This is a genomic window from Bacillus sp. N5-665 (genome assembly GCF_022637375.2).
In the GTDB taxonomy this organism is placed as follows: Bacteria; Bacillota; Bacilli; order Bacillales; family Bacillaceae_G; genus Bacillus_A; species Bacillus_A wiedmannii.
On sequence record NZ_CP093325.1, the window covers coordinates 3,995,434 to 4,014,578 of the forward strand.

Annotated in this window: 19 protein-coding genes, 2 other RNA genes and 1 riboswitch; of the genes, 3 read left to right on the plus strand and 18 right to left on the minus strand. The window is 34.0% G+C overall.

Annotation, left to right across the window (positions count from 1 at the left end):
- Nucleotides 1–2: 2 nt before the first annotated feature.
- The 11 genes from MNO09_RS22995 to MNO09_RS23045 form a co-directional block, all read right to left on the minus strand.
- Complete coding sequence (locus MNO09_RS22995) at nt 3–1,439, minus strand: oligosaccharide flippase family protein (protein ID WP_000533725.1); 1,437 nt, start codon at nt 1,437–1,439, stop codon at nt 3–5.
- A gap of 37 nt (nt 1,440–1,476) precedes the next feature.
- Nucleotides 1,477–2,115, minus strand: coding sequence for a sugar transferase (locus MNO09_RS23000; protein ID WP_000617656.1), 639 nt, complete (start codon nt 2,113–2,115; stop codon nt 1,477–1,479).
- An 18-nt stretch (nt 2,116–2,133) separates the two neighbouring features.
- Nucleotides 2,134–2,754, minus strand: a complete 621-nt coding sequence (locus MNO09_RS23005) for a CpsD/CapB family tyrosine-protein kinase (protein WP_002096755.1) — start codon at nt 2,752–2,754, stop codon at nt 2,134–2,136.
- Nucleotides 2,741–3,484 (minus strand): YveK family protein, encoded by a 744-nt coding sequence (locus MNO09_RS23010; protein ID WP_000806904.1) that lies wholly within the window; start codon nt 3,482–3,484, stop codon nt 2,741–2,743. The genes MNO09_RS23005 and MNO09_RS23010 overlap by 14 nt, the downstream gene beginning before the upstream one ends.
- Nucleotides 3,485–3,521: 37 nt before the next feature.
- Nucleotides 3,522–4,673, minus strand: a complete 1,152-nt coding sequence (locus MNO09_RS23015; RefSeq protein ID WP_502917629.1) for an acyltransferase family protein — start codon at nt 4,671–4,673, stop codon at nt 3,522–3,524.
- Nucleotides 4,674–5,001: 328 nt separating this feature from the next.
- Nucleotides 5,002–5,142, minus strand: a complete 141-nt coding sequence (locus MNO09_RS23020; RefSeq protein WP_001228053.1) for an FbpB family small basic protein — start codon at nt 5,140–5,142, stop codon at nt 5,002–5,004.
- 359 nt (nt 5,143–5,501) lie between these two features.
- The gene (locus tag MNO09_RS23025) at nt 5,502–6,368 is read right to left on the minus strand and encodes a 5'-3' exonuclease (protein ID WP_000757058.1); all 867 of its coding nucleotides are present in this window, start codon (nt 6,366–6,368) and stop codon (nt 5,502–5,504) included.
- 130 nt (nt 6,369–6,498) lie between these two features.
- Nucleotides 6,499–7,224, minus strand: a complete 726-nt coding sequence (locus tag MNO09_RS23030; protein ID WP_000964964.1) for a P-type ATPase actuator domain-containing protein — start codon at nt 7,222–7,224, stop codon at nt 6,499–6,501.
- A 342-nt stretch (nt 7,225–7,566) separates the two neighbouring features.
- A riboswitch (M-box (ykoK) riboswitch) is annotated at nt 7,567–7,732 on the minus strand.
- A 125-nt stretch (nt 7,733–7,857) separates the two neighbouring features.
- On the minus strand, nt 7,858–8,244 hold the full coding sequence (locus tag MNO09_RS23035; protein WP_000606858.1) for a DUF350 domain-containing protein: 387 nt from the start codon (nt 8,242–8,244) through the stop codon (nt 7,858–7,860).
- Entirely contained in the window at nt 8,241–9,476 is a 1,236-nt protein-coding gene (locus tag MNO09_RS23040) for a glutathionylspermidine synthase family protein (RefSeq protein WP_000084965.1), read from the minus strand. Before MNO09_RS23040 ends, MNO09_RS23035 begins: the two co-directional genes overlap by 4 nt.
- Nucleotides 9,477–9,479: 3 nt before the next feature.
- Entirely contained in the window at nt 9,480–9,791 is a 312-nt protein-coding gene (locus MNO09_RS23045) for a hypothetical protein (RefSeq protein ID WP_000169027.1), read from the minus strand.
- 83 nt (nt 9,792–9,874) lie between these two features.
- Here MNO09_RS23045 and MNO09_RS23050 point away from each other — a divergent pair, with 83 nt between their 5' ends.
- Nucleotides 9,875–10,324, plus strand: coding sequence for a hypothetical protein (locus MNO09_RS23050; RefSeq protein WP_001235541.1), 450 nt, complete (start codon nt 9,875–9,877; stop codon nt 10,322–10,324).
- Nucleotides 10,325–10,379: 55 nt separating this feature from the next.
- Here the strand turns inward: MNO09_RS23050 and ssrS (MNO09_RS23055) are convergent.
- From ssrS (MNO09_RS23055) to MNO09_RS23075, 5 genes are all read right to left on the minus strand, one after another.
- Nucleotides 10,380–10,563: non-coding RNA, 6S RNA (gene ssrS, locus MNO09_RS23055), on the minus strand.
- Nucleotides 10,564–10,584: 21 nt separating this feature from the next.
- Nucleotides 10,585–10,767, minus strand: a non-coding RNA gene (ssrS, locus tag MNO09_RS23060) — 6S RNA.
- A 116-nt stretch (nt 10,768–10,883) separates the two neighbouring features.
- Nucleotides 10,884–11,717: a sulfurtransferase gene (locus MNO09_RS23065; RefSeq protein ID WP_000637542.1), complete on the minus strand. Its 834-nt coding sequence runs from the start codon at nt 11,715–11,717 to the stop codon at nt 10,884–10,886.
- 2 nt (nt 11,718–11,719) lie between these two features.
- Entirely contained in the window at nt 11,720–11,992 is a 273-nt protein-coding gene (locus MNO09_RS23070) for a YpbS family protein (protein ID WP_000451806.1), read from the minus strand.
- Between the two features lie 21 nt (nt 11,993–12,013).
- Nucleotides 12,014–12,481, minus strand: a complete 468-nt coding sequence (locus tag MNO09_RS23075; RefSeq protein ID WP_000338047.1) for a GNAT family N-acetyltransferase — start codon at nt 12,479–12,481, stop codon at nt 12,014–12,016.
- A 72-nt stretch (nt 12,482–12,553) separates the two neighbouring features.
- Between MNO09_RS23075 and MNO09_RS23080 the strand changes: the two genes are divergently transcribed.
- On the plus strand, nt 12,554–12,808 hold the full coding sequence (locus MNO09_RS23080) for a DUF3931 domain-containing protein (RefSeq protein WP_000369740.1): 255 nt from the start codon (nt 12,554–12,556) through the stop codon (nt 12,806–12,808).
- Between the two features lie 3 nt (nt 12,809–12,811).
- Here MNO09_RS23080 and MNO09_RS23085 read toward each other — a convergent pair whose 3' ends face one another.
- Nucleotides 12,812–16,471 carry a dynamin family protein gene (locus tag MNO09_RS23085; RefSeq protein WP_241950058.1) on the minus strand — a complete coding sequence of 1,220 codons (3,660 nt, stop codon included), beginning with the start codon at nt 16,469–16,471 and terminating at the stop codon, nt 12,812–12,814.
- 550 nt (nt 16,472–17,021) lie between these two features.
- On the opposite strand from MNO09_RS23085, the gene MNO09_RS23090 reads away from it, so the two are divergent.
- Complete coding sequence (locus MNO09_RS23090; RefSeq protein ID WP_000193079.1) at nt 17,022–18,185, plus strand: DUF418 domain-containing protein; 1,164 nt, start codon at nt 17,022–17,024, stop codon at nt 18,183–18,185.
- Nucleotides 18,186–18,368: 183 nt separating this feature from the next.
- Here the strand turns inward: MNO09_RS23090 and MNO09_RS23095 are convergent, their stop codons facing one another.
- The gene (locus tag MNO09_RS23095) at nt 18,369–19,067 is read right to left on the minus strand and encodes a DUF1963 domain-containing protein (RefSeq protein WP_000401865.1); all 699 of its coding nucleotides are present in this window, start codon (nt 19,065–19,067) and stop codon (nt 18,369–18,371) included.
- Nucleotides 19,068–19,145: the final 78 nt, after the last annotated feature.

The following is a 19,145-nucleotide window of genomic DNA, read 5'->3' on the forward strand; positions in this document are numbered from 1 at the left end:
GGCTATATCCCCTGTTTCGTAATATAATCCTTTTTGCGTGTTTTTCTTATAAACGAAAGAAGAAGTTTTTTCAGCTCATAATCATATAGGAATATACCAACTACTACGATTAACGTATTCAGAACGAGCGCAATGAAATGATATGTGTGCAATATATATTGCACTCCAATAAAAGTTACGCCAAAATAAATTGTATACGGTATTACAATTTGGAATACAATTTTTTTCTTCACTACACTTACCGCTATATACCCAACTAAAGCCACAATTTCAAATAAAACCATAGCATAAGCCGCTCCTATCACTCCACCAATACTACTAAAGCTATAAAGCATAATCCCACCTATCACTAACGCTATACATTGCACAACCGTTCTTTTATTTTGACGTCCACTCGTTGTTAAGCCGTCAGCTATAGCAATATTTAAACTTTGCAGCACAATGAGAAATGATAATATTTGGAGTGGCTCTACTGCATTTCTCCATTCTTCCTGAAAAAATATAGAAATAAAGTATGGCGCTAAATGATATAAACCTATCGTCATACATATTCCCACAATCGCCATTGATTTTATTTGAAGTAAGTTTAATTTCGTATGCTCTTCTAAATTATTCTGATTATAATGCTTAAAGAGCACTGGATAAAATGCACCTGCAATCACCCCTGGCACTTGATATAAAGCTGCTGGCATCCGATACGCCACTGCGAAAACACCTACCATACTTAATGGCAATGTATAGTTAAGTAAGATCGGTGCTAATTGTGGCGTACTCATTATTAAAAAACCACTAATAATAAAAGGTGTCAATTGCCAAAATAACGCTTTATGAATTACGACTTTCATATTCATACTCGTCTTTCTTTTCATTACATATATGCTGAATACACCACCGATCATATAACCAAATCCATATAAACGAGCAGTTATATAAACTGGTAACTCTCCGAAAATACAAAAACATGTAATGATAATGACAACTGCCGCTGATACAACTTTAATAAGCGCTATATACTTCATACGCTCCGTCAGCTGAAAGTAGGCAATCCCTATATTTTGCCCAGTTAATCCTATTAACATGAAAAACATTACGTTTATCATCATATAAATCAAATTTCTATCCGCATACATATAATGAATAGCAATATAGCCGATTATAGAAATAAAAATAAGTAGAATCATCCTTACTTTTATATACGACGATAAAATCGTCTCTAAGTCTACTCCATCTTTTGCGCCTTCTCGAAGAAACGTATTTGTAAGTCCTAAATCTGTAAAAAATAACATAACAAACGTCACTGCTATAGCAACACTAAACATCCCATAATTTTGTGCATTAAAAAAATTTGCTAAAGCAATTAAACTCACAGCTTGAAGAAGATTAGCTAAAATTGTGCTATAAAATAGATGGATAATATTATTTAAAATAGATCTACCCATACCGGCTCTCCTTTGCAAGCAACCTACTTACATATATTTATCTTGCACCATTACCGTTCAATACTATTAAAACGGTTTTACATAAAATCCGAATGTCCATCTTAATCGTTTTCATTTCAATATACTCCATATCCAATTTCAACTTTTCTTTCGGATCAAGATTATATCCTCCATTAATTTGTGCCCATCCTGTTAACCCTGGCTTCACTATTAAACGATCCTTGAATTCTGGAATATACGTATCAAATTGTTTATAAAAATACTCTCTCTCTGGTCTTGGTCCGACAAAAGACATATCACCTTTTAAAATATTTAAAAGTTGCGGTAACTCATCAATTCTCGTTTTCCTTATAAACGATCCAACTTTAGTAATTCTTGGATCATTTTCATTTGCCCATTGTGGTCCATTTATTTCAGCATCTTTTACCATCGACCTTAATTTAAATACATTAAATTTCCTTCCATTAATCCCTAAACGTTCTTGAAAATAAATTGGAGCTCCTGCTGTTTCGAAAGCAATCATAATACAAAAGAACAACATAATTGGTAGCGTTAATAGTAACAATATGAGTGAAAATATAATATCAAACAAGCGCTTTATACTTCGATTCAAAATACTGGTCTTTTCTTGAGCCGGAATCGTATACAACTTGGCTTGGTTTGTTTCACGAATCATAGATCGTTACCCCCACATTCAAGAATATAAAACTATACCTATTAATTCACATTCTTTCCTCTTTATATTTGCTATCACTTTTTGCACCGTACGTAGGGAATCGTTTCTCTTTTTGACTGCTAAGACCACTCCATCGCATTTCCCTGCAATCATGTGCGTAGCAGGAAGCTCAAATACTTCAGAGGAATACAAGAAAATGTAATCAAAATCTTCTTTCCACTTCGCAATTACATGATCAAATTCATCCGTAGCAACTAAAGGTGTTCCGGTGTGTACTGTTTTTTGGGCAGGAATACAATATAAGTATTTAGATAAATTACTAGAAAAAGATTCATAACTACAAGGGGAATCGTTTATTATATCGTTCACTGTTTTCGTATAATTGCTTTGTAATAGTAGATGTAGTTTAGGATCAGAAAAATTCACATCGATAAGTAACACCTTTTTTTTCATCTCTGCAAACACTAGCCCTAGATTTACTATAAGCGCCGCGATAACACCTCTATCCTTCGTTGAAGTAACTGTGAACACTTGTTTCCCCGATTTTTTCAACTCGTGATACACCGTATAAAACTGCTCTTTCATTAGAGCATCATGCGGATTAAATGGCAGCTTTTTCTTTGTCTTAAACATCGACATGTTCACCTCGATATATAGATGATTGCGCATCAACTTCTGTAGATTTCTTTTTTCTTTTCGGTTTCATATTTATGTGACCAATAACAGATACTGTTGTTATTTTCTCTAAATCTTGTTCCACGTATATACGCTCATCAAAATAATCTCGAAATACAGCTAAACCTATCCCAACAAAAAAACTAACAATTAAAGAGATAGGAATGATAAGTTGCAATTTAGGGAACAACTTTTCAGCTTTTTCCTGTAACTCAGGGTCAGTTAATATTTTTATCCCCTGTACATTCGTATACTGTTGAAAGCTTTTTTGAGATTGTTCTGCCAATGACTTTACAATTTCTTTGACGATTGTAGGATCTGAACCTTTTACTGTAACAGTAACGATTTGAGAGTTGTCCATATTCACCACTGAAATTTTTTGTGCTAATTCATAAATTGATTGCTCTAATTTTAAATTTTTTTTAACCGTTGAAATAATGAGTGGACTTTTTAATATATCAACATACGACGTTACAAGTTGCTTATTTTCCTGTGTTTTATTCACTGCATTTTCCTTATTAAACCCATCTAAATTTCCAACGAGAATTTGCGTTGAATATTGATACGAAGGCTTTAATACATACATAGAAATAAGAATTAAAGAAAATGTTACACAACACATCGTCAAAATAATTGTTACTACTCTTCTTTTCAATAGCTGCTGAAAATCCTTCATACTAATTTCTTGCTTCAATTATTTCACCGCCTTTGTTTGAATGACATCCTGCAACTCACTTTCTACAGATAGTCTTTTCTAAATTCGATTGCTTTGTTATATACTTTCCGATCCTGAATGCAAATTTTTCTACAAACAAATAAGAAATTATTGCTAGTATAAACGAAAGAATGAGCGATAACATTAAAACAATGGGTAACGGAAATATTTCATGAAGCATATACACTAGGGAAAATAAAGATATGATGTGGTATAAATAAAGACTATAAGAAATCTTCCCCAAATATAACAAGTATTTATTACGTAGCAAGGATGACAAAGTTGATACCGACAAGCTTAATATGACAAATAAACATGCACTTATCGCTACTACGTAGTCTCGAAATATAAAATTATTAAGCAAATTAATTTCTCCAACAAGCCCTTCATACATATAAAGTAAAACCGCAAATAAAAACCATGCAATTTTCTCATTTTTAGTACGATTACTATAAAAAACTATTAAATTATTTTTATATTTCGCAACTAGTGCTCCTAGTAAAAACAGCACTGTGTAATGCAGAGTTAATGCATAACTAGTTAATGTGAAACTTGAGTGAAATAAAAATAAAATCACGACAGAACATATACTAAAAATAAACAATGACAATAATGAATACCTCAACGTTTTTCGTAAACAAACCATCAAAACTAATGGAAAAATTATCGATATTCGCATTTCATGAACAAGTGACCAAATTACGCCGTTATATGCATCTGTATTATATTTCCCAATCAATAAAATATGTTGCGCTATTAAGCTTAAAGAACTTTCAATCGTCCATGAGCGATTAAACCATTCACTTAAATTAGAAATACCATATTTACTCATTGTATTCTGGCATAAAATAGCTATACTTATTGCTACGATATATGGAATATAGATTCTAGATATACGCTTTAAAAGGAATGATCCATAGCTATCGTAGTTTTTTTGAATGGATCTATACAAAACAAATCCACTCAAAACAAAAAAGATAATAACAGATTCGTTACCACTACTAAAAATTAGACGAGCAGGTGTTTCTTTTAATAGATAAATAACAAATGGTTTATTATCTTCATAACTGTAATTTTGAAATACTGAAAAAATCATTAAATGATGGCCAATCATTACTATCAATGAAGAAATTCCTCGTATAGAATCCAGTTCTTCATGCCTATCCATCGTTTTACATCAACTCCTACTGAAATGATAATAATCATTTCAAAGCGACACCATTATTCATATTCCTCTCCTTTCTTTTCATTCCAATTTTTCATATTAAAATGATTTTATAGCGTAATTTTGAATGTATTGTAACATTTTTTGTAATATTATGAATAGTGAATCTTCAAAATTGATATATACCAATTAAAACCTCGAAAAATGAATAATATTGACAGAAAAACACTATAAAAACATCTTGCATAGTTGCAAAATTAAAGAGAGGAATAAAGTTTTTTCAATATAAAATAAAAAAGATAGCCTTTAAAGGCTATCTTTTTTATTTTATTTAATTATTGGCACCACTATATGCTACATGTCGTTTCTCAATTCTCTCTTCAATTTCTTTCATATTTTCTTTATTATTTAATAGTGTTTGTTTATTTTCAATTAATAATTGTTTAAAAGATTTTCGCACTTTTTTTCGCATTTTCATTTCCTCCTTGGGGGATGGTTTATATAAAAGATAAAGAATTATCTGGTTGTTCTTATAATAATTGATTGTTGTGAATTCTATTTGAACTTCATATGAAAATTACGTTTATTTTCTGACAACTTTGTGAACACACAAAAATTTGATCACCCTAAAACCATTTTGAAATTGCTTCATTTCATTATAAAAGTTGCTATTGTCATCAACTTCTATCAATATATTTTGTCGAAACATTTATATATTTAAAATTGAGTTCGATATAATTTTATTTACTACGATACTGTTCGTAAAAACCAAAAGAGGGATGTTGTATAAGTCAAAGTTTGACTTATACAACATCCCTCTTTCAAAACTATTTACAGCATATTTATTAATATTTCTGGTCTTCCCCAATTCATTTCTTCACAAACGAATCTAAGTTTTTCTTCATCCATTGTGTGTAAGCCTTCTTCTAATGAACATGAAATTGGAACTTCACAATGAATTTGTGCTAATTGTAATGAAATATTTAAGTTTTCTAGATCACTTTCAATCTTTGTACGCTGCGCTTTCGTTAATGATGCTACATTTTCTAGTACAGTTGCTACTGTTCCGTGCTCTTGAATCAATTTATACGCTGTTTTTTCCCCGATACCTTTTACACCTGGGTAATTATCGCTCGTATCTCCCATGAATGCTTTCGCATGCACGATTTGCCACGGCTCTACGCCTTTTTCTTCCATGATTTTATCTGGTGTGTAATATTCGTAATTTCCAATTCCTTTGCGCAAGAGCATTACTGTAACGTTCTTATCAACAAGCTGAAGTAAATCCGTATCACCTGTTAAAATATACACTTCCGCTTCATTACAGTATTGTTTTGCAAGCGTGCCGATACAATCATCCGCTTCATACCCTTTCATACCGATAACTGGAATAGACAATTTCGCAGTCATTTCTTGAACTAAATCAAATTGCGGAATTAATTCTTCAGGCGGCGCTACACGATTCGCTTTATAATTCGAGAACGATTCTGTTCTAAATGTCGTACTACCCATATCCCAGCATGTTACGATATGTGTCGGTTCAATTGCTTGCATAGCTGTTAATAAATGTTTCATATAACCATGAATCCCATTTGTAGGGGTACCATCTTGTCGTTTCATAAATTGTCCGTAGACACTTGTTGCGTAAAAAGCACGAAATAATAGTGCCATACCATCAACTAATAATACTTTTTTCATAATCCCTCTCCTACCAAAAAAATAATAACCCCACGTCATCACGTAAGGTTATATAAATAGATTACCATTCTACGTTTTTTCAACTTTGTCTATTATACATTGTTTTTGTATATTTAGCATCATTTACACATTAAGACGTTCTACTACAACAAGTATGAAGAATTCCTGTATACGTATTTTTCCCAGTCGAAACAACTACAGCCTTTGCATTTCCGCCAACAATATGAGTCCCTTTGAAACATACGTTTTCAAGTTCAAGTGGATTATAGTCTTTCATTCGTTTTAATGGAATAAATCGTTTACGCTCAAGGTGATAGCAACTTTCAAATTTCTCAATACTTGCATCTTTTCCTGTTAACACGGATTCATTTACTAATAAATCATTCGCGTAAATGATACGTACATCTGCTGGTACAGTATCACCTTCTGAAAGAAAAATCATATCCCCAGGAACAAGCTCTTGTACTGGCACATTCATCATTTTTAATTCGCCGTTTAAACCTGTTACACTAGAACATTCTACTCGAGACACAGTAATTTTCTCACATTGAAACCCATCACGCACATGTTGTTTTGAAAAACCTGGAATCATTCCACTTAGCTTCATCATTATTTCCGCAATACGCGCTCTTTTTGAAATTAATTCGTTACGGCCGTATACTTGAATGCGTTTTTGTGCCTCTTTCATAGATAATCCGTCTCTTGTTGTTTTAAAATACGCAAATACAGATTTTACATCTCTCGTTGCGATTTCAATTAATAAATCTTTATTTTTTTGAAGCATTGTTTGTTCTTTCATTGATTTTTTACTTAATTTATATGACGTGTTACCCACAGTTTTGTTTGCATATAACATATTATCGTCTCCTCCTGTACAACATAGGAAGAAACGCTTTGTTTCTCAATTTATCCACTTTACCGTAACAGTGTCTAGCGCTTAAACATGCATATAAACGCTACATTATGATAAATATAGAGGGAGGAACAAGTCGTTTCCTGCCTACATCATATATTTTTGATTTGAAGTATATGGGTAACGGAACCGAGTCAGAATTTGACATGCTCCTCACCTCCTCGTTTAATTTTATAGTTTATACTATGAAGTTACTCATAGCTTTGTAACAAAAAGACCCTTACTCCGAAAAGAGTAAAGGTCATGACATACACAAATAAACGATTCCTAAACAATTAGAAATCTACGGACCTCTCCCTCGCCGAGTTTTAGCACTGTATAGCATAGGTACATTACCAGCTACGTTAAGAAAAACCTTAATTCGATCATTCCTGTTGACCCATTGGCGTCTCTCGACATTTTTGGGCAGTAGCATTTCTCTATACAGGAGCCTCACCTAACAGAGACTTATTTTTATTACATAGAAAATGTTACTCTTATTTAAAATAGATGTCAACAGTAGCCTACAATTTTTTCGAAAGGTATGGCGAACTAACGTATATAAAATAAAAACCTTTACGTCTAAACGTAAAGGTTTTAATAAGTTATACAACCAGCAATTACAATCCCAATGGAAAGCGATAAAAACATAAGAAAAAGACCGACTGCTTGATTATCTTCTTCAAGACTTTTGTTTATATTAAAGCGTGGTGTAAGCCACTCAGCTAAATAAAAGACGATAATTTGAGCAAAAATCCCAACGGCTCCCCACGAAACCATATCAAGAAGTGAAATGGAATTAGCTGCTGTCGAATATAAAACAATAGCTAACCCAAGTAATCGTCCTCCAAGTACATAGCTTACCGCCTTATTTCCTTGGGCCATTAACTTAAATTCTTTTACTTTCGTTGTCACTTCCATGAGGAACAGACCAATACATAAAAGGCCCAGTGTTACTGCTAAATATAATAAAAAATTAATCATATACTTTCCTCCTTTTTTATACCTACCGGTAAATAGTACGATTCATTCCCCGTAATTTTTTCCCCAGCGCGAATACCGATACTACTCGCTTTTCCAGCAATTAAAAACGAACCAAACACATACGACAGTTTCTCCATCCCTTTCTCTGTTTCCAAAGATACGACTGGAAGTTCTGTATACTTTTGAAATATCGGCAGTGACGCTTTATACGTTTGGTGTGCATTTTGAATCATAATATTTTCGTCCTTATCGCGAACGGTAATTGTGTCTCCTTCTCTACCAAATGAAGGTTTTTGAACGAAAGAGCCTTTTCCTAAAAATAAATCTGGTTCTAAATATGTAGGTAACATATATTCTTTAATCCACTGTTGTTCCTCATTTGTATAAAAGGCCTTTTCTTCTGCTAACCCCCAAATAAGACACTGAATTGATTTTGGCTGAAGCAAAAATGCTGACAAAGGATTTATTATAAAAAGCTTTCCGGCTTTTACAAGCTGCAACAGTTCCACACCTACGAAGTCTCCTGTTTCAGGATCTTGATCCTCAATTAAATCTTCTATCGGATATGTTTGGCGATATAAAACATCAATCTGTACTCCATCCCTATCCACTAAAGCATCTTTTGTAATTCTAAGTTCTGACATTGGCACTACTTTATTTTCAACATGGCATAACTGACTCAAATACATAGTCGTATTCCAATCCTCAATATGTTCATGATGTGCTGTAAAAACAACATTTGGGTTATCTATTCCCTTTGTCGCTTCCATTACGGCCTTTGTAACACCAGAAGATAGTAATCGTTCTTGACCCAAGTTTGGATTATCATAGCCTAGTTTTCCACAAACTTTTCCATTCATTTGAAAGCATTCCATAATAAAAGTTGGTGTATCACTATTAAACTCAAGCATTTTAATTTGATTATCACTTGTTAAAACGAAATCAAATCGTGAAATAACAGATTCAGGATATAATCCTTTCATTCTAATGAAAGATAAGCTTGCAGGAGGATACCCAAGTTCAAGAAGCTGTTCGTCACTTAAATTCCGCAAAAGTTTAGCAGTCTTAAAAAATATTTTCCCCATTCGTTCAGTTGCTAATTGCAATTGTTTCATAGTCTGATTTGTTATAGAGAAAACATGAAACAAACTATACTCACATTCATATAAATCCGACCAAAAATTCGGATATTTCGAATAAAAATCTTTTCGCTCCCTGATGTATTGCGACATATGTTAGCCCCCAAATCCTCCCTTTGAACCGCTTCCAATTCCACCTTTAAATTCCCCAGACGATTGATAAGATTTAAACGCCGATGAATTTTTAAAAGTGGATTTATTTTGATAGTAACTCCCACCATAAAAATAATGCCCACGATAACCTGACCTACTATCATCACACTGCCATACCCCAAGTTCATCATCCCAATCCCAATCTGAACAACTATTATCATTCGGTTTTGGGGGAAGATCTTGTGCGCAGCCAAATAAGGTGCCAGTCATTAAAGACGTTACGACACCACCTACTAGCCATTTCGTTTTTGTCACCTTCGCACTCCCCTTTTTAAATTCTATTCCTATTATATAAGATAACATGATAAAGTAGAAGAAAAAGGAAGAAGAGGGATAAAATGCGCTTAGAATATCGACTTAATGATGAAACGAAAAGGTATCCTGCTTTATGGAACTACGCAAATATTTCTAATTCTGAAATCATCGCACGCATGACGTGTGAATATTTTATAAAAGATAACAAGACATATGTTGTTACTGCTACTTCAGTAGATCCAGACGGAACAGCAGTTATATATATTCAAAAAGAAGAGTTTGCAAATGACCCTTCAGATCCTACATACTCTCACATCGGTTTTGAGGTTAGAGAACTAAGTGAAACGAGTTCAAGCATAATAGATCGGAAAGATGTATGGAACTATGAAGAAATTTTGCCATCTCTTCATTCAGATCTTATATATATTCAGCGCGACGGCATGCATATGGAGTTCGCTTTAGATTCAAGAGAGATTGATGAAGATAGAAAGTGCTATATTTATTATGGAAACTTCACAGGTGAATCCAGATAAAATAAGATATATTTATGCAACAAAAAAACCTTACGTATAAAACGTAAGGTTTTTATATAGCCCCACATATGCCGTTCTCTCTAGATGTCCATAAACCTGCTCTCACAGGTGGATGCTCTCACAAATGTTTGTAACTTCCTTCTTAAAAAGACGGCTTGTTAGCTACATTTAAATATTGAACTTCCATATTAAACTTATTGGTTTAAGACATGCATAAGCTACGTACACCGTAGGAATTTTATATAATGTTAGTTGAAATAAGACCCCCGCACGTGCCGCTCCTCGTAAATGTCCAAAAACCCGCTACTCGCAGGTGGATGCCCTCACAGTTACCGTACATCTTCCCCCACAAGGAAGGCTTGATGATGGTCGCTAAATATTGAGCTTCCGTATAACTAACATCGGTTTTAGACATAAATAAGTTACGTACACCGCAGGATGTATTATTTACTTGTCGTTATATTATCACATTGTTTCCAATGTGTAAAATACAAAGTTTTTCGAGCAATTTCTTGCTTGTGACCTTATTTTAATACAAATTATTTTTGCATGCAAGTGATTAATCTTCTTCTTTTGCAATTTGATTTTCTGGATAAGAAATCCAATCACTCCAGCTACCTGCATACAATTTAACATTTTGGAATCCAGCTAATTTCAATGCAAGGATATTTGGACATGCTGTAACACCAGAACCACAATATACAATTGTTTCCTTATCTTTCGAAAGATCTTGGAATCGTTCTTGTTGCCCAGCTTCATTCTTAAATTGTCCTGATTGGGCAATTCCATCCTTCCAAAAATAGTTTACTGCTGTCGGAATATGCCCTGCTTTTGAATCAACTAGTTCCTCTACACCAGCATAACGTTTTGGCTCTCTAGAATCAATTAACGTAACATCTGCACCTGCATGAATATTCTCTCTCACCGTTTCCATCGTTACAAGCATATGATCTTGTACATTTGCTTTGAATGTTTTTCGTATAGCAACAGGAATTTCCGTTGTTATCGGTAGTCCATTCTCTTTCCAAGCTGAAAATCCGCCATCTAATATATATACTTTCTCATGTCCTACATAGTTTAATAACCACCAGAGACGAGAAGCATTTGCCCCCGCTTGACTGTCATATGCAATTACTGTCGTATGTTCACCAATACCAGCTTGTGAAAGCTTGTCTGCAAACTCCTCAATATTCGGCAATGGATGGCGACCACCATGTTCTGTTACAGGACTTGATAAATCTAAATTTAAATCAAAATATAATGCATGAAGAATATGTTCTTCCTCATACTTTTCTCTACCCCAATTAGGATTCGCTAAATCAAAACGACAATCGATTATACGGACATTCTCATCTTCTATATGCTCACGTAACCATTCGACTGTAACTATCATCTTTAACGACCTTCTTTCTCTTGCAAACGACTTACATACTCCATAACCATTTCTTCTGTAACAAATTTACGCTGCAGTGTAACACCATTTTTTGCAAGATCATTAATTTGCTTTGTTACAACATTAATGATATCAACCGAAAATTCTTTCCCCTTTGACGCAAGAGATACGGCTGCTTCAATAGCTGCTTCACGCTGCGCATCTAATTGTAAACATGCTTTTACACTTTCATTTTGTTTACGAGAATGTGCTGTAATTGCTTTATGTACTTCCATCTTCTCTTCCCCCTAAATAAGTTATACGTTCTTATTCAATTCCATTGCAAGCCGAATCATATCACGACATACAATCCCATTTTCAATAATCTCTTCTTCATAATGCTTTGAAAAGTAATCAAAATCAATAGAAAAAATACGAAATCCACATTTTTGATATAAAGCAAGTTGTGAAACACTAGAATTGCCCGTACCAACTTCAAGTTTTGACATACCATATCCTTTAGCAGTTTCTACGGCATGACTTAATAGCTGCTTTCCAATCCCTTTTCCTTGCAAATGCTCTACAACCGCAATATTCATAATTTCCATCGTCTTCGGCCTTGTTTCCAAAAGAACATATACACCGACAACTCTCTCCTCTTGCTTAGCTACATATGTTACCCCCCTTTGTACATATGCATCAATTTGCTGCTCACTTGGATCAGCAAGCAATAATAAAGGTTTCGGTATAGCTTCTTTCGAAATATACTCTATTACTACACACATAAAAAACTCCCCTTTCTCTATTGTTCTAAACCCTCCTTGTCTACCATAAATAATAGAAAGGAGGGATTCACCATGGACAACAATGAGAAAAAGTGCAACGTCATCTCTATTGATGGAAAGAAGAAGAAAAGCGACACGTATTCCTATCCAAAATTAGTAGTAGAAAACAAAACATATGAATTTTCTTCATTCGTCTTATGCGGTGAAACACCAGACGGCAGACGCCTCGTTCTTACTCATATGATTTCTACCGATGAATTTGCTGGGTTTGTCAAATCTTTAGATACAGTATTGCAAAAGAAAATTGAACGAATCTTTTTCTCATAACGACTATATCACATAAATTTCTTTTTCAATCTCTACTAACTGCTTTTGCAATTGTTCTTTACTTTGTTCATATAGTGATACATCAATTGTTTCAGCCAATGCAAATAATACACTTTCATAATAATTCATCACATCTTGCTGCATCACTTTTTGGAATAAGTTCCATTTCAAATCCCACTCTTGCTTATAATGATGAACAAATAAAGCTTTTTCATCAGCTACATAGTTTGATACGAAAGGCTCTAATACAACTTTAGCCTCTTCTTGCATGAAAGCTTTATCATTTTTTTCAAAAAAGCTTTTTTCATTTTTAAAATGCGCCAGTGCTTTTTTGAAATCTTTTATTTCAACTGAAGGGAACGGTTCTTTATGTGCAATATCTTTATATTCATAATCCACTGTTCCACTCATAGAAATTGATTCATTTTCTACTTTACAGTTCACCACAATTTCATTCTTTGCACGCTTCATCGCTTCATCTATCCATTTCTCAAGGCGTAATGATGTCGCACGCATTTCTTGTAATAAATCATGCTGAATAAATGCTACTAATTCCATAACGCACTGTTGCAACTGCACTTTCACATTCCCATCCGTTCGCAGCGATGCCGGATTAATAAATTCAGTAAACACATCGTTATAGCGTAGGAATAGACGCTGTTGCACGTAATAAAGCAATTCTTTCACTTCATTTTGCATCGCCTGCTCTTCAGCAAGCACACTATATGATGAAATAATATGAAGTAGCTGATTACGCTCTGCTTCATATTTTTTCGTTTGCTTCTCTTTCTCTTCATTCCCCTGCTTTGCACCGTTTATCATATTTACTAAAAGCTGATCTGCTCCTTGCAATGTACCATATAAAGCATGAACAGATACGAGCATTAAATCTCTCATCATAAAGGATGTAAATGATTCCTCGAACTTAGCAATCCCAGAGTTTTGTAAAATACCGTACTTCTCTTTTTCAATATTCTTTCCTTGCTTCTCTTCAAGTGCACATAAACTTGAAATTGCAAATAAACGCGGATTTCTAATACCGTATTGCAGTAGCTGGTCTGCGATATAACCTTTTACCATTTCAAGTTCTTCTTCAGACTCTGCTAAATCGGCCGCATTAATTAAGAAGAACATTTTATCAAGTGCAAAAGTATCCTTTACACGACCAAGCTGGATTAAGAATTCACGGTCAGCACGAGAGAACACATGATTATAATACGTTACAAATAAAATTGCATCTGCGTTTTTAATATACTGGAACGCAACGTCCGTATGGCGGGCGTTAATAGAATCCGCTCCAGGTGTGTCTACAAGCGCTACTCCTTGCCTTGTTAAAGCACAATCATAATAAAGCTCCATATACTCAACAAAACATGATTTTTCTTCATTCGCTACATAATCAGAAAACTCTTCTAGTGTAACTTGTACTTGCTCCCCTAAATGAGCAGAAACCGTATCATACCCTTTTTGTACCGCTCGTAAAAAGCTAAATGTTGTTTTTTGCTTCCCAGTAGGTGAAGGATATTTCATAACTTTATCAATTTGTGCTAACGCTTCATCTAACGTAGTAATCTCATAATGAAACAACTTATAAACAGCTTTCATATCTTCTAATAGAGCTTGCTTTGATTTGAATTGAACCATTACTGTTCCGTGTGGTTTTTCCTCTGTAACCGGCAAAATTTGATTAATCGTTGCCGTCGTCGGATTTGGTGATACAGGAAGTACCTTCCCACCAAGCAATGCATTGGCAAATGATGATTTTCCAGCACTAAAAGCTCCGAATAACGCTACTGTAAATTGTTTCGTTTCCACACGACGCCTTTTTTCTATTACCTCTTGTTGTACATGTTTCAGCGCTGGCAATGGCTCTAATATCGTTTCAGCTTTCTTCACCTTCTCTAATATACGCTGAATATTTAAAGCTGCCGTTCCTTTTATCTCTTCCTCACGAGCCATTACGTTATCGTTTACGCTTTCCTGCTCTTGTAGTGTGAATTTCTCACTAACAATTTGTGTTTTACTTTGCAATATCTCCTCTATTTTCAATCCTTCTGGTGTAGCAACACGCTCGTGCCAAACATTTTGTAAATAACTTTCATATGTCTCTAAATTGTTACTGTATTGCAATTGCGTTTCTTTTGCCGTTTGCAACATCATATATTTTTCAATCTCTTCTTCAATGCGTGCAACTGCTTCCTTCACCTTTTGCTTTAAAACGACTGCACTTTTATCAAAAATTTGCTGCGCTTTTGTAAAATAACGCTTCTTCAGTTCATTCGCTACATCCGCTGTATAAAGAAGTAAGTAATCACCTGTAAAACCTGCACCTTGTTTAATGACTTCAGCTAACATTTCTGGTCCAAAAACAATTTCTAAAGCATATATGTCTTTCCCAATTTCCTCTGTGAACAATCCTTCTTCTTTTAAGAAGGCAACAATAAATTCTTTCACATGAAAATCAAGTTGCGTTTCAACAGTCTTTTGCAAAGCAGAATAAAAAGCATCTAAACGTCTCTGTTTTTCTTGCTCCGTCTTTCCTTTCGCAAACAGCAAACCGACCTTAAATTTTGTTAATTTCGTTTCTAAATACACATTTGCCAATTCTCTCATTTCAAATGGCATTAAATACGCGTTATCTAATATAGCTTGTAAGCCTTTTATAAATTCGTTTCTCACATGAGATTCTTTACTAACCTCGCGTTGTTTAGTTTCCGTTAGCTCTTCTTTCTTTTCAACTATCTCTGAAATAGAAAGCGGCGATGCTAGCTCTTCCTCATATTTCAAAAGAACTTTTTCATTTTCTGAAAGAATAAACGAGAAATGTTCCCCCATTAAATATTCTGTTTCTCGCTCCATTCCATCTCTTACATACTGCTCTTTTTCTTTCATAATAGAAGTAATTAATGCTTCTAAGCTTCCAATTTCATTATGTGTATGGTTCATCATTCGTAATGAAGTATAATACACTCCATCTACTTCAATATCCCAGTTAGAGAACGATTGTTTTACACTATCTTTATAATCCTCAAACGATAATTCATTTTCTTTATGTTTATCTATTTGATTTACAACGAGATAAACCGTTTTATTACGTTGTTTCAATTCTTTAACAAATTGTAAATTCACTTCCGATTGGACGTGATTATAATCCATCATATAAAAAATTACGTCTGCTAGATGCAACGTTGATTCTGTCGCTAATTGATGGGCATCATCTGTTGAATCAATCCCTGGTGTATCAACTAACATAACACCCTCAGGAATTGGCGCATCATTCCGATAAATATGAACACCAATTACCTCATCACCGTCTTTACAAATTTGTTTTAATTCTTCAGCTGAATATGCACCGTCATATTCGTACTGTTCTCCAGATTTAACTGTTACAACAACACGATCCATTCCTTTTTCAATTTTGACAACGTTAGCGCTTGTCGGAATTGGACTTGTTGGTAACAACTGCGCTTTATATAGATGATTCATCATCGTTGATTTCCCTGCCGAGAAGTGACCGCAGAACGCTATCATAAGCTGTTCTCGTTTATATTTTTGAATCACCTCAAACAACTTTACACTATTCTCTGCATCGCCGTGTTTTTGCCACTCTTCATAAAAACAAACAAGTTTTTTCATACCGTTTGTCTGTACTATGTTTGTCATCCCCTTGTTCCCCTTTATCCAAGATGTATATACTTTTTCCCGCCATTTGCGAGCTCATAATCATCAGGAAATTCATCCCCTCATCGATTACAGTTTCACTTTACTATCATACTAAATTTTCAGCATATTCTCATTAAAAATAAAAAATCCCTTTCATTCTTTTTACAAATGAAAGGGATTTTATGTCATATCACTCATTTTGCTGTTCCTACTCCATTTAAAACATACTTTGCAATAACTGCATATACAGCGACTGTACCTGCTACTAATGCATATACCATACTCATGCACCAACCTTTTTTTGATAATGATTATCACTTTTGAATACATTTTATCATTAAAGAGAATCATTATCAATACTTTTCATAAAGAAAGCTCCTTATAGAAAGGAGCTTTACTGCCTGTTTTGAAGAAGGTTAAAACTTGTTGTGCACTCTTATTATATCTCATAATACATATCTTAACAGTTTTAAAAATTGGAAATTACCTATATACCCTCCTCTTTACATTTTGTATAATAAAAGGGAATTACTTAACAAGGAGGAAAATAATGACACAAAATATTTCACAAGGCGAGAGGATACATTCCATCGATATTATTAGAGGGATAGCTGTACTAGGTATTTTTCTTGTTAACTGGCCTATTATCGCTGGGATTGACTCACGTGATCTTTCAGGAGTTTATGAGGGGCTAGATAGCTATATCCGTCTATTTTACGATATGTTTATTCAAACAAAATTTTATACAATCTTTTCTTTTTTATTCGGCCTAGGCTTTTACATTTTTATGACTCGTGCTGAAGCGAAAACAGATCGCCCAAAAACTTTATTTGTTCGTCGCTTACTTATTTTATTATTATTTGGTTTCTTACACTACGTTCTTTTATGGGACGGGGACATTTTACATAGTTATGCAATCGCTGGATTTTTCTTATTTTTATTTTATAAGAGAAAACCTCGTACCATTTTAATATGGGCAATCGTTTTATTAAGTATTTTTCAATTTCTTATGCTAATTGCTAGTATTGGTATTGCCTTCATGCCAAAGGATGAACTTGGATTATCCCTACCAATCATGCCACTTGAAGACTGGGTATCACAAATACAAAATCGTTTCCATGCATTTTATGCTAATGGAATAGGGCTAAATATTTCAATGCTCCCAGAAACACTCGGATTATTTTTACTCGGTTTATACGCTGGTAAAAAAGACATTTTCCGTCGTACGAAAGAGTTAGATCCGAAACTTAAAAAATGGCAAATCATTATGTTCGTTTTAACATTACCGTTTTGGTTCTTTATGGTTCGTTATTTCTTATCAACCTCTTCATATGAACCACTTTATATGCAAGGACTTGCAATGTTTAGCGGAAAAACATTATTCATCTTCTACATTTTCACGCTTATGCGTTTATTACAGAAAGAAAAATGGCAAACATTATTACGACCATTCCAATATGTTGGTCGAATGGCGTTAACAAATTACATCTCGCATACAATTGTTACGTTACTTGTATTCGGACTATTGTTCAAAAATGATTATCTTGCTCCATTATGGGTAGGTCCTCTATTTTGCATTAGTTTCTATACGTTACAAATCTTTATTAGCCGCTGGTGGCTGTCACGTTATCAATATGGTCCACTTGAGTACATTTGGCGTCTTGGTACTTACGGGAAAATGATGCCACTTAAAAAGAAAAGCAAGGTCTCGTAACGAGACCTTGCTTTTTTTACACTTCTCTTACCGCACTTTGCATCGGTTGTTCTAGTTGCAACATTTGAAGTAGCACTAAATAAACCGTTTTAATTGATGTAAGGGGGCACAATGTAACTGGAGAAATATTAAAAGGGACTAGAGAAAAAATAACATGAGAGAACGTCACTTTATATTATATTCCTATAAGAAATCACAAAGTGCGATCCAATCATTTGTTTTACTATTTTTAGCAAAATAAATTCCACCGCCATGAATAATCTTTAAATGGGCTTTGGGATCGTCTGTTATTTGAAAAATAAATTCATAATCCGCGGGCCATTGGATACCTGATTGGGCAAAGCAAGCATAGCCTCCTAATTTGTGTATGTAATGATTTTCTTCAAAAATGTCCTCGTAGTAGTCAATCTCAATTGTGTTTTCAAGTTCAATAATTCTATCTTGCACGTTGTTAGGGAAATCTTCCGTATCCCATTGTGGAAACTCATCAGCTACTAATCTTGGTATTAAGGGAAAAGGTTTTAGATTTGGAAACGTAAGTGACATTTCATTCGGTACTAGTTCCTCTAAAGAATCATATTCTCTAACACAAAAATTTCCTGATAAATTGGACAAATCTTTAGCAAAGTTTGGAGAAAGAAATACTGCAATGACTTTCATATCTTTTACTGCTTCTGGAATAAAAGGTATTTGTGTTAAATTAAGCATCATAATCGCATACATTTTGTCTTGATAACGGTCGATTGGGCAAGTTTCATTTGGTAATGAATAGGGAATCTTTCCAATCCAACTTTCATTTATAGATAAATCAGGTCTTTTTCCGCCTGTTTGAAAGATAGTTGCTCTTTTCCTTAAGATATTCTTTATTTGATCTATTTCCAAAATATTTCTCCTCCTAAATATATATTTTGGTTTCTCCTTATTTTAACGGATAATTATATTCTAACAATAATGTACATT

What these genes read in the sequence shown, in the direction of transcription:
- MNO09_RS22995 (WP_000533725.1), bottom strand. Translation starts at nt 1,439, where the DNA reads ATGGGTAGATCTATTTTAAATAATATTATCCATCTATTTTATAGCACA.
- MNO09_RS23000 (WP_000617656.1), bottom strand. Translation starts at nt 2,115, where the DNA reads ATGATTCGTGAAACAAACCAAGCCAAGTTGTATACGATTCCGGCTCAA.
- MNO09_RS23005 (WP_002096755.1), bottom strand. Translation starts at nt 2,754, where the DNA reads ATGTCGATGTTTAAGACAAAGAAAAAGCTGCCATTTAATCCGCATGAT.
- MNO09_RS23015 (WP_502917629.1), bottom strand. Translation starts at nt 4,673, where the DNA reads ATGGATAGGCATGAAGAACTGGATTCTATACGAGGAATTTCTTCATTG.
- MNO09_RS23020 (WP_001228053.1), bottom strand. Translation starts at nt 5,142, where the DNA reads ATGCGAAAAAAAGTGCGAAAATCTTTTAAACAATTATTAATTGAAAAT.
- MNO09_RS23025 (WP_000757058.1), bottom strand. Translation starts at nt 6,368, where the DNA reads ATGAAAAAAGTATTATTAGTTGATGGTATGGCACTATTATTTCGTGCT.
- MNO09_RS23030 (WP_000964964.1), bottom strand. Translation starts at nt 7,224, where the DNA reads ATGTTATATGCAAACAAAACTGTGGGTAACACGTCATATAAATTAAGT.
- MNO09_RS23035 (WP_000606858.1), bottom strand. Translation starts at nt 8,244, where the DNA reads ATGATTAATTTTTTATTATATTTAGCAGTAACACTGGGCCTTTTATGT.
- MNO09_RS23040 (WP_000084965.1), bottom strand. Translation starts at nt 9,476, where the DNA reads ATGTCGCAATACATCAGGGAGCGAAAAGATTTTTATTCGAAATATCCG.
- MNO09_RS23050 (WP_001235541.1), top strand. Translation starts at nt 9,875, where the DNA reads ATGCGCTTAGAATATCGACTTAATGATGAAACGAAAAGGTATCCTGCT.
- MNO09_RS23065 (WP_000637542.1), bottom strand. Translation starts at nt 11,717, where the DNA reads ATGATAGTTACAGTCGAATGGTTACGTGAGCATATAGAAGATGAGAAT.
- MNO09_RS23070 (WP_000451806.1), bottom strand. Translation starts at nt 11,992, where the DNA reads ATGGAAGTACATAAAGCAATTACAGCACATTCTCGTAAACAAAATGAA.
- MNO09_RS23075 (WP_000338047.1), bottom strand. Translation starts at nt 12,481, where the DNA reads ATGTGTGTAGTAATAGAGTATATTTCGAAAGAAGCTATACCGAAACCT.
- MNO09_RS23080 (WP_000369740.1), top strand. Translation starts at nt 12,554, where the DNA reads ATGGACAACAATGAGAAAAAGTGCAACGTCATCTCTATTGATGGAAAG.
- MNO09_RS23085 (WP_241950058.1), bottom strand. Translation starts at nt 16,471, where the DNA reads ATGACAAACATAGTACAGACAAACGGTATGAAAAAACTTGTTTGTTTT.
- MNO09_RS23090 (WP_000193079.1), top strand. Translation starts at nt 17,022, where the DNA reads ATGACACAAAATATTTCACAAGGCGAGAGGATACATTCCATCGATATT.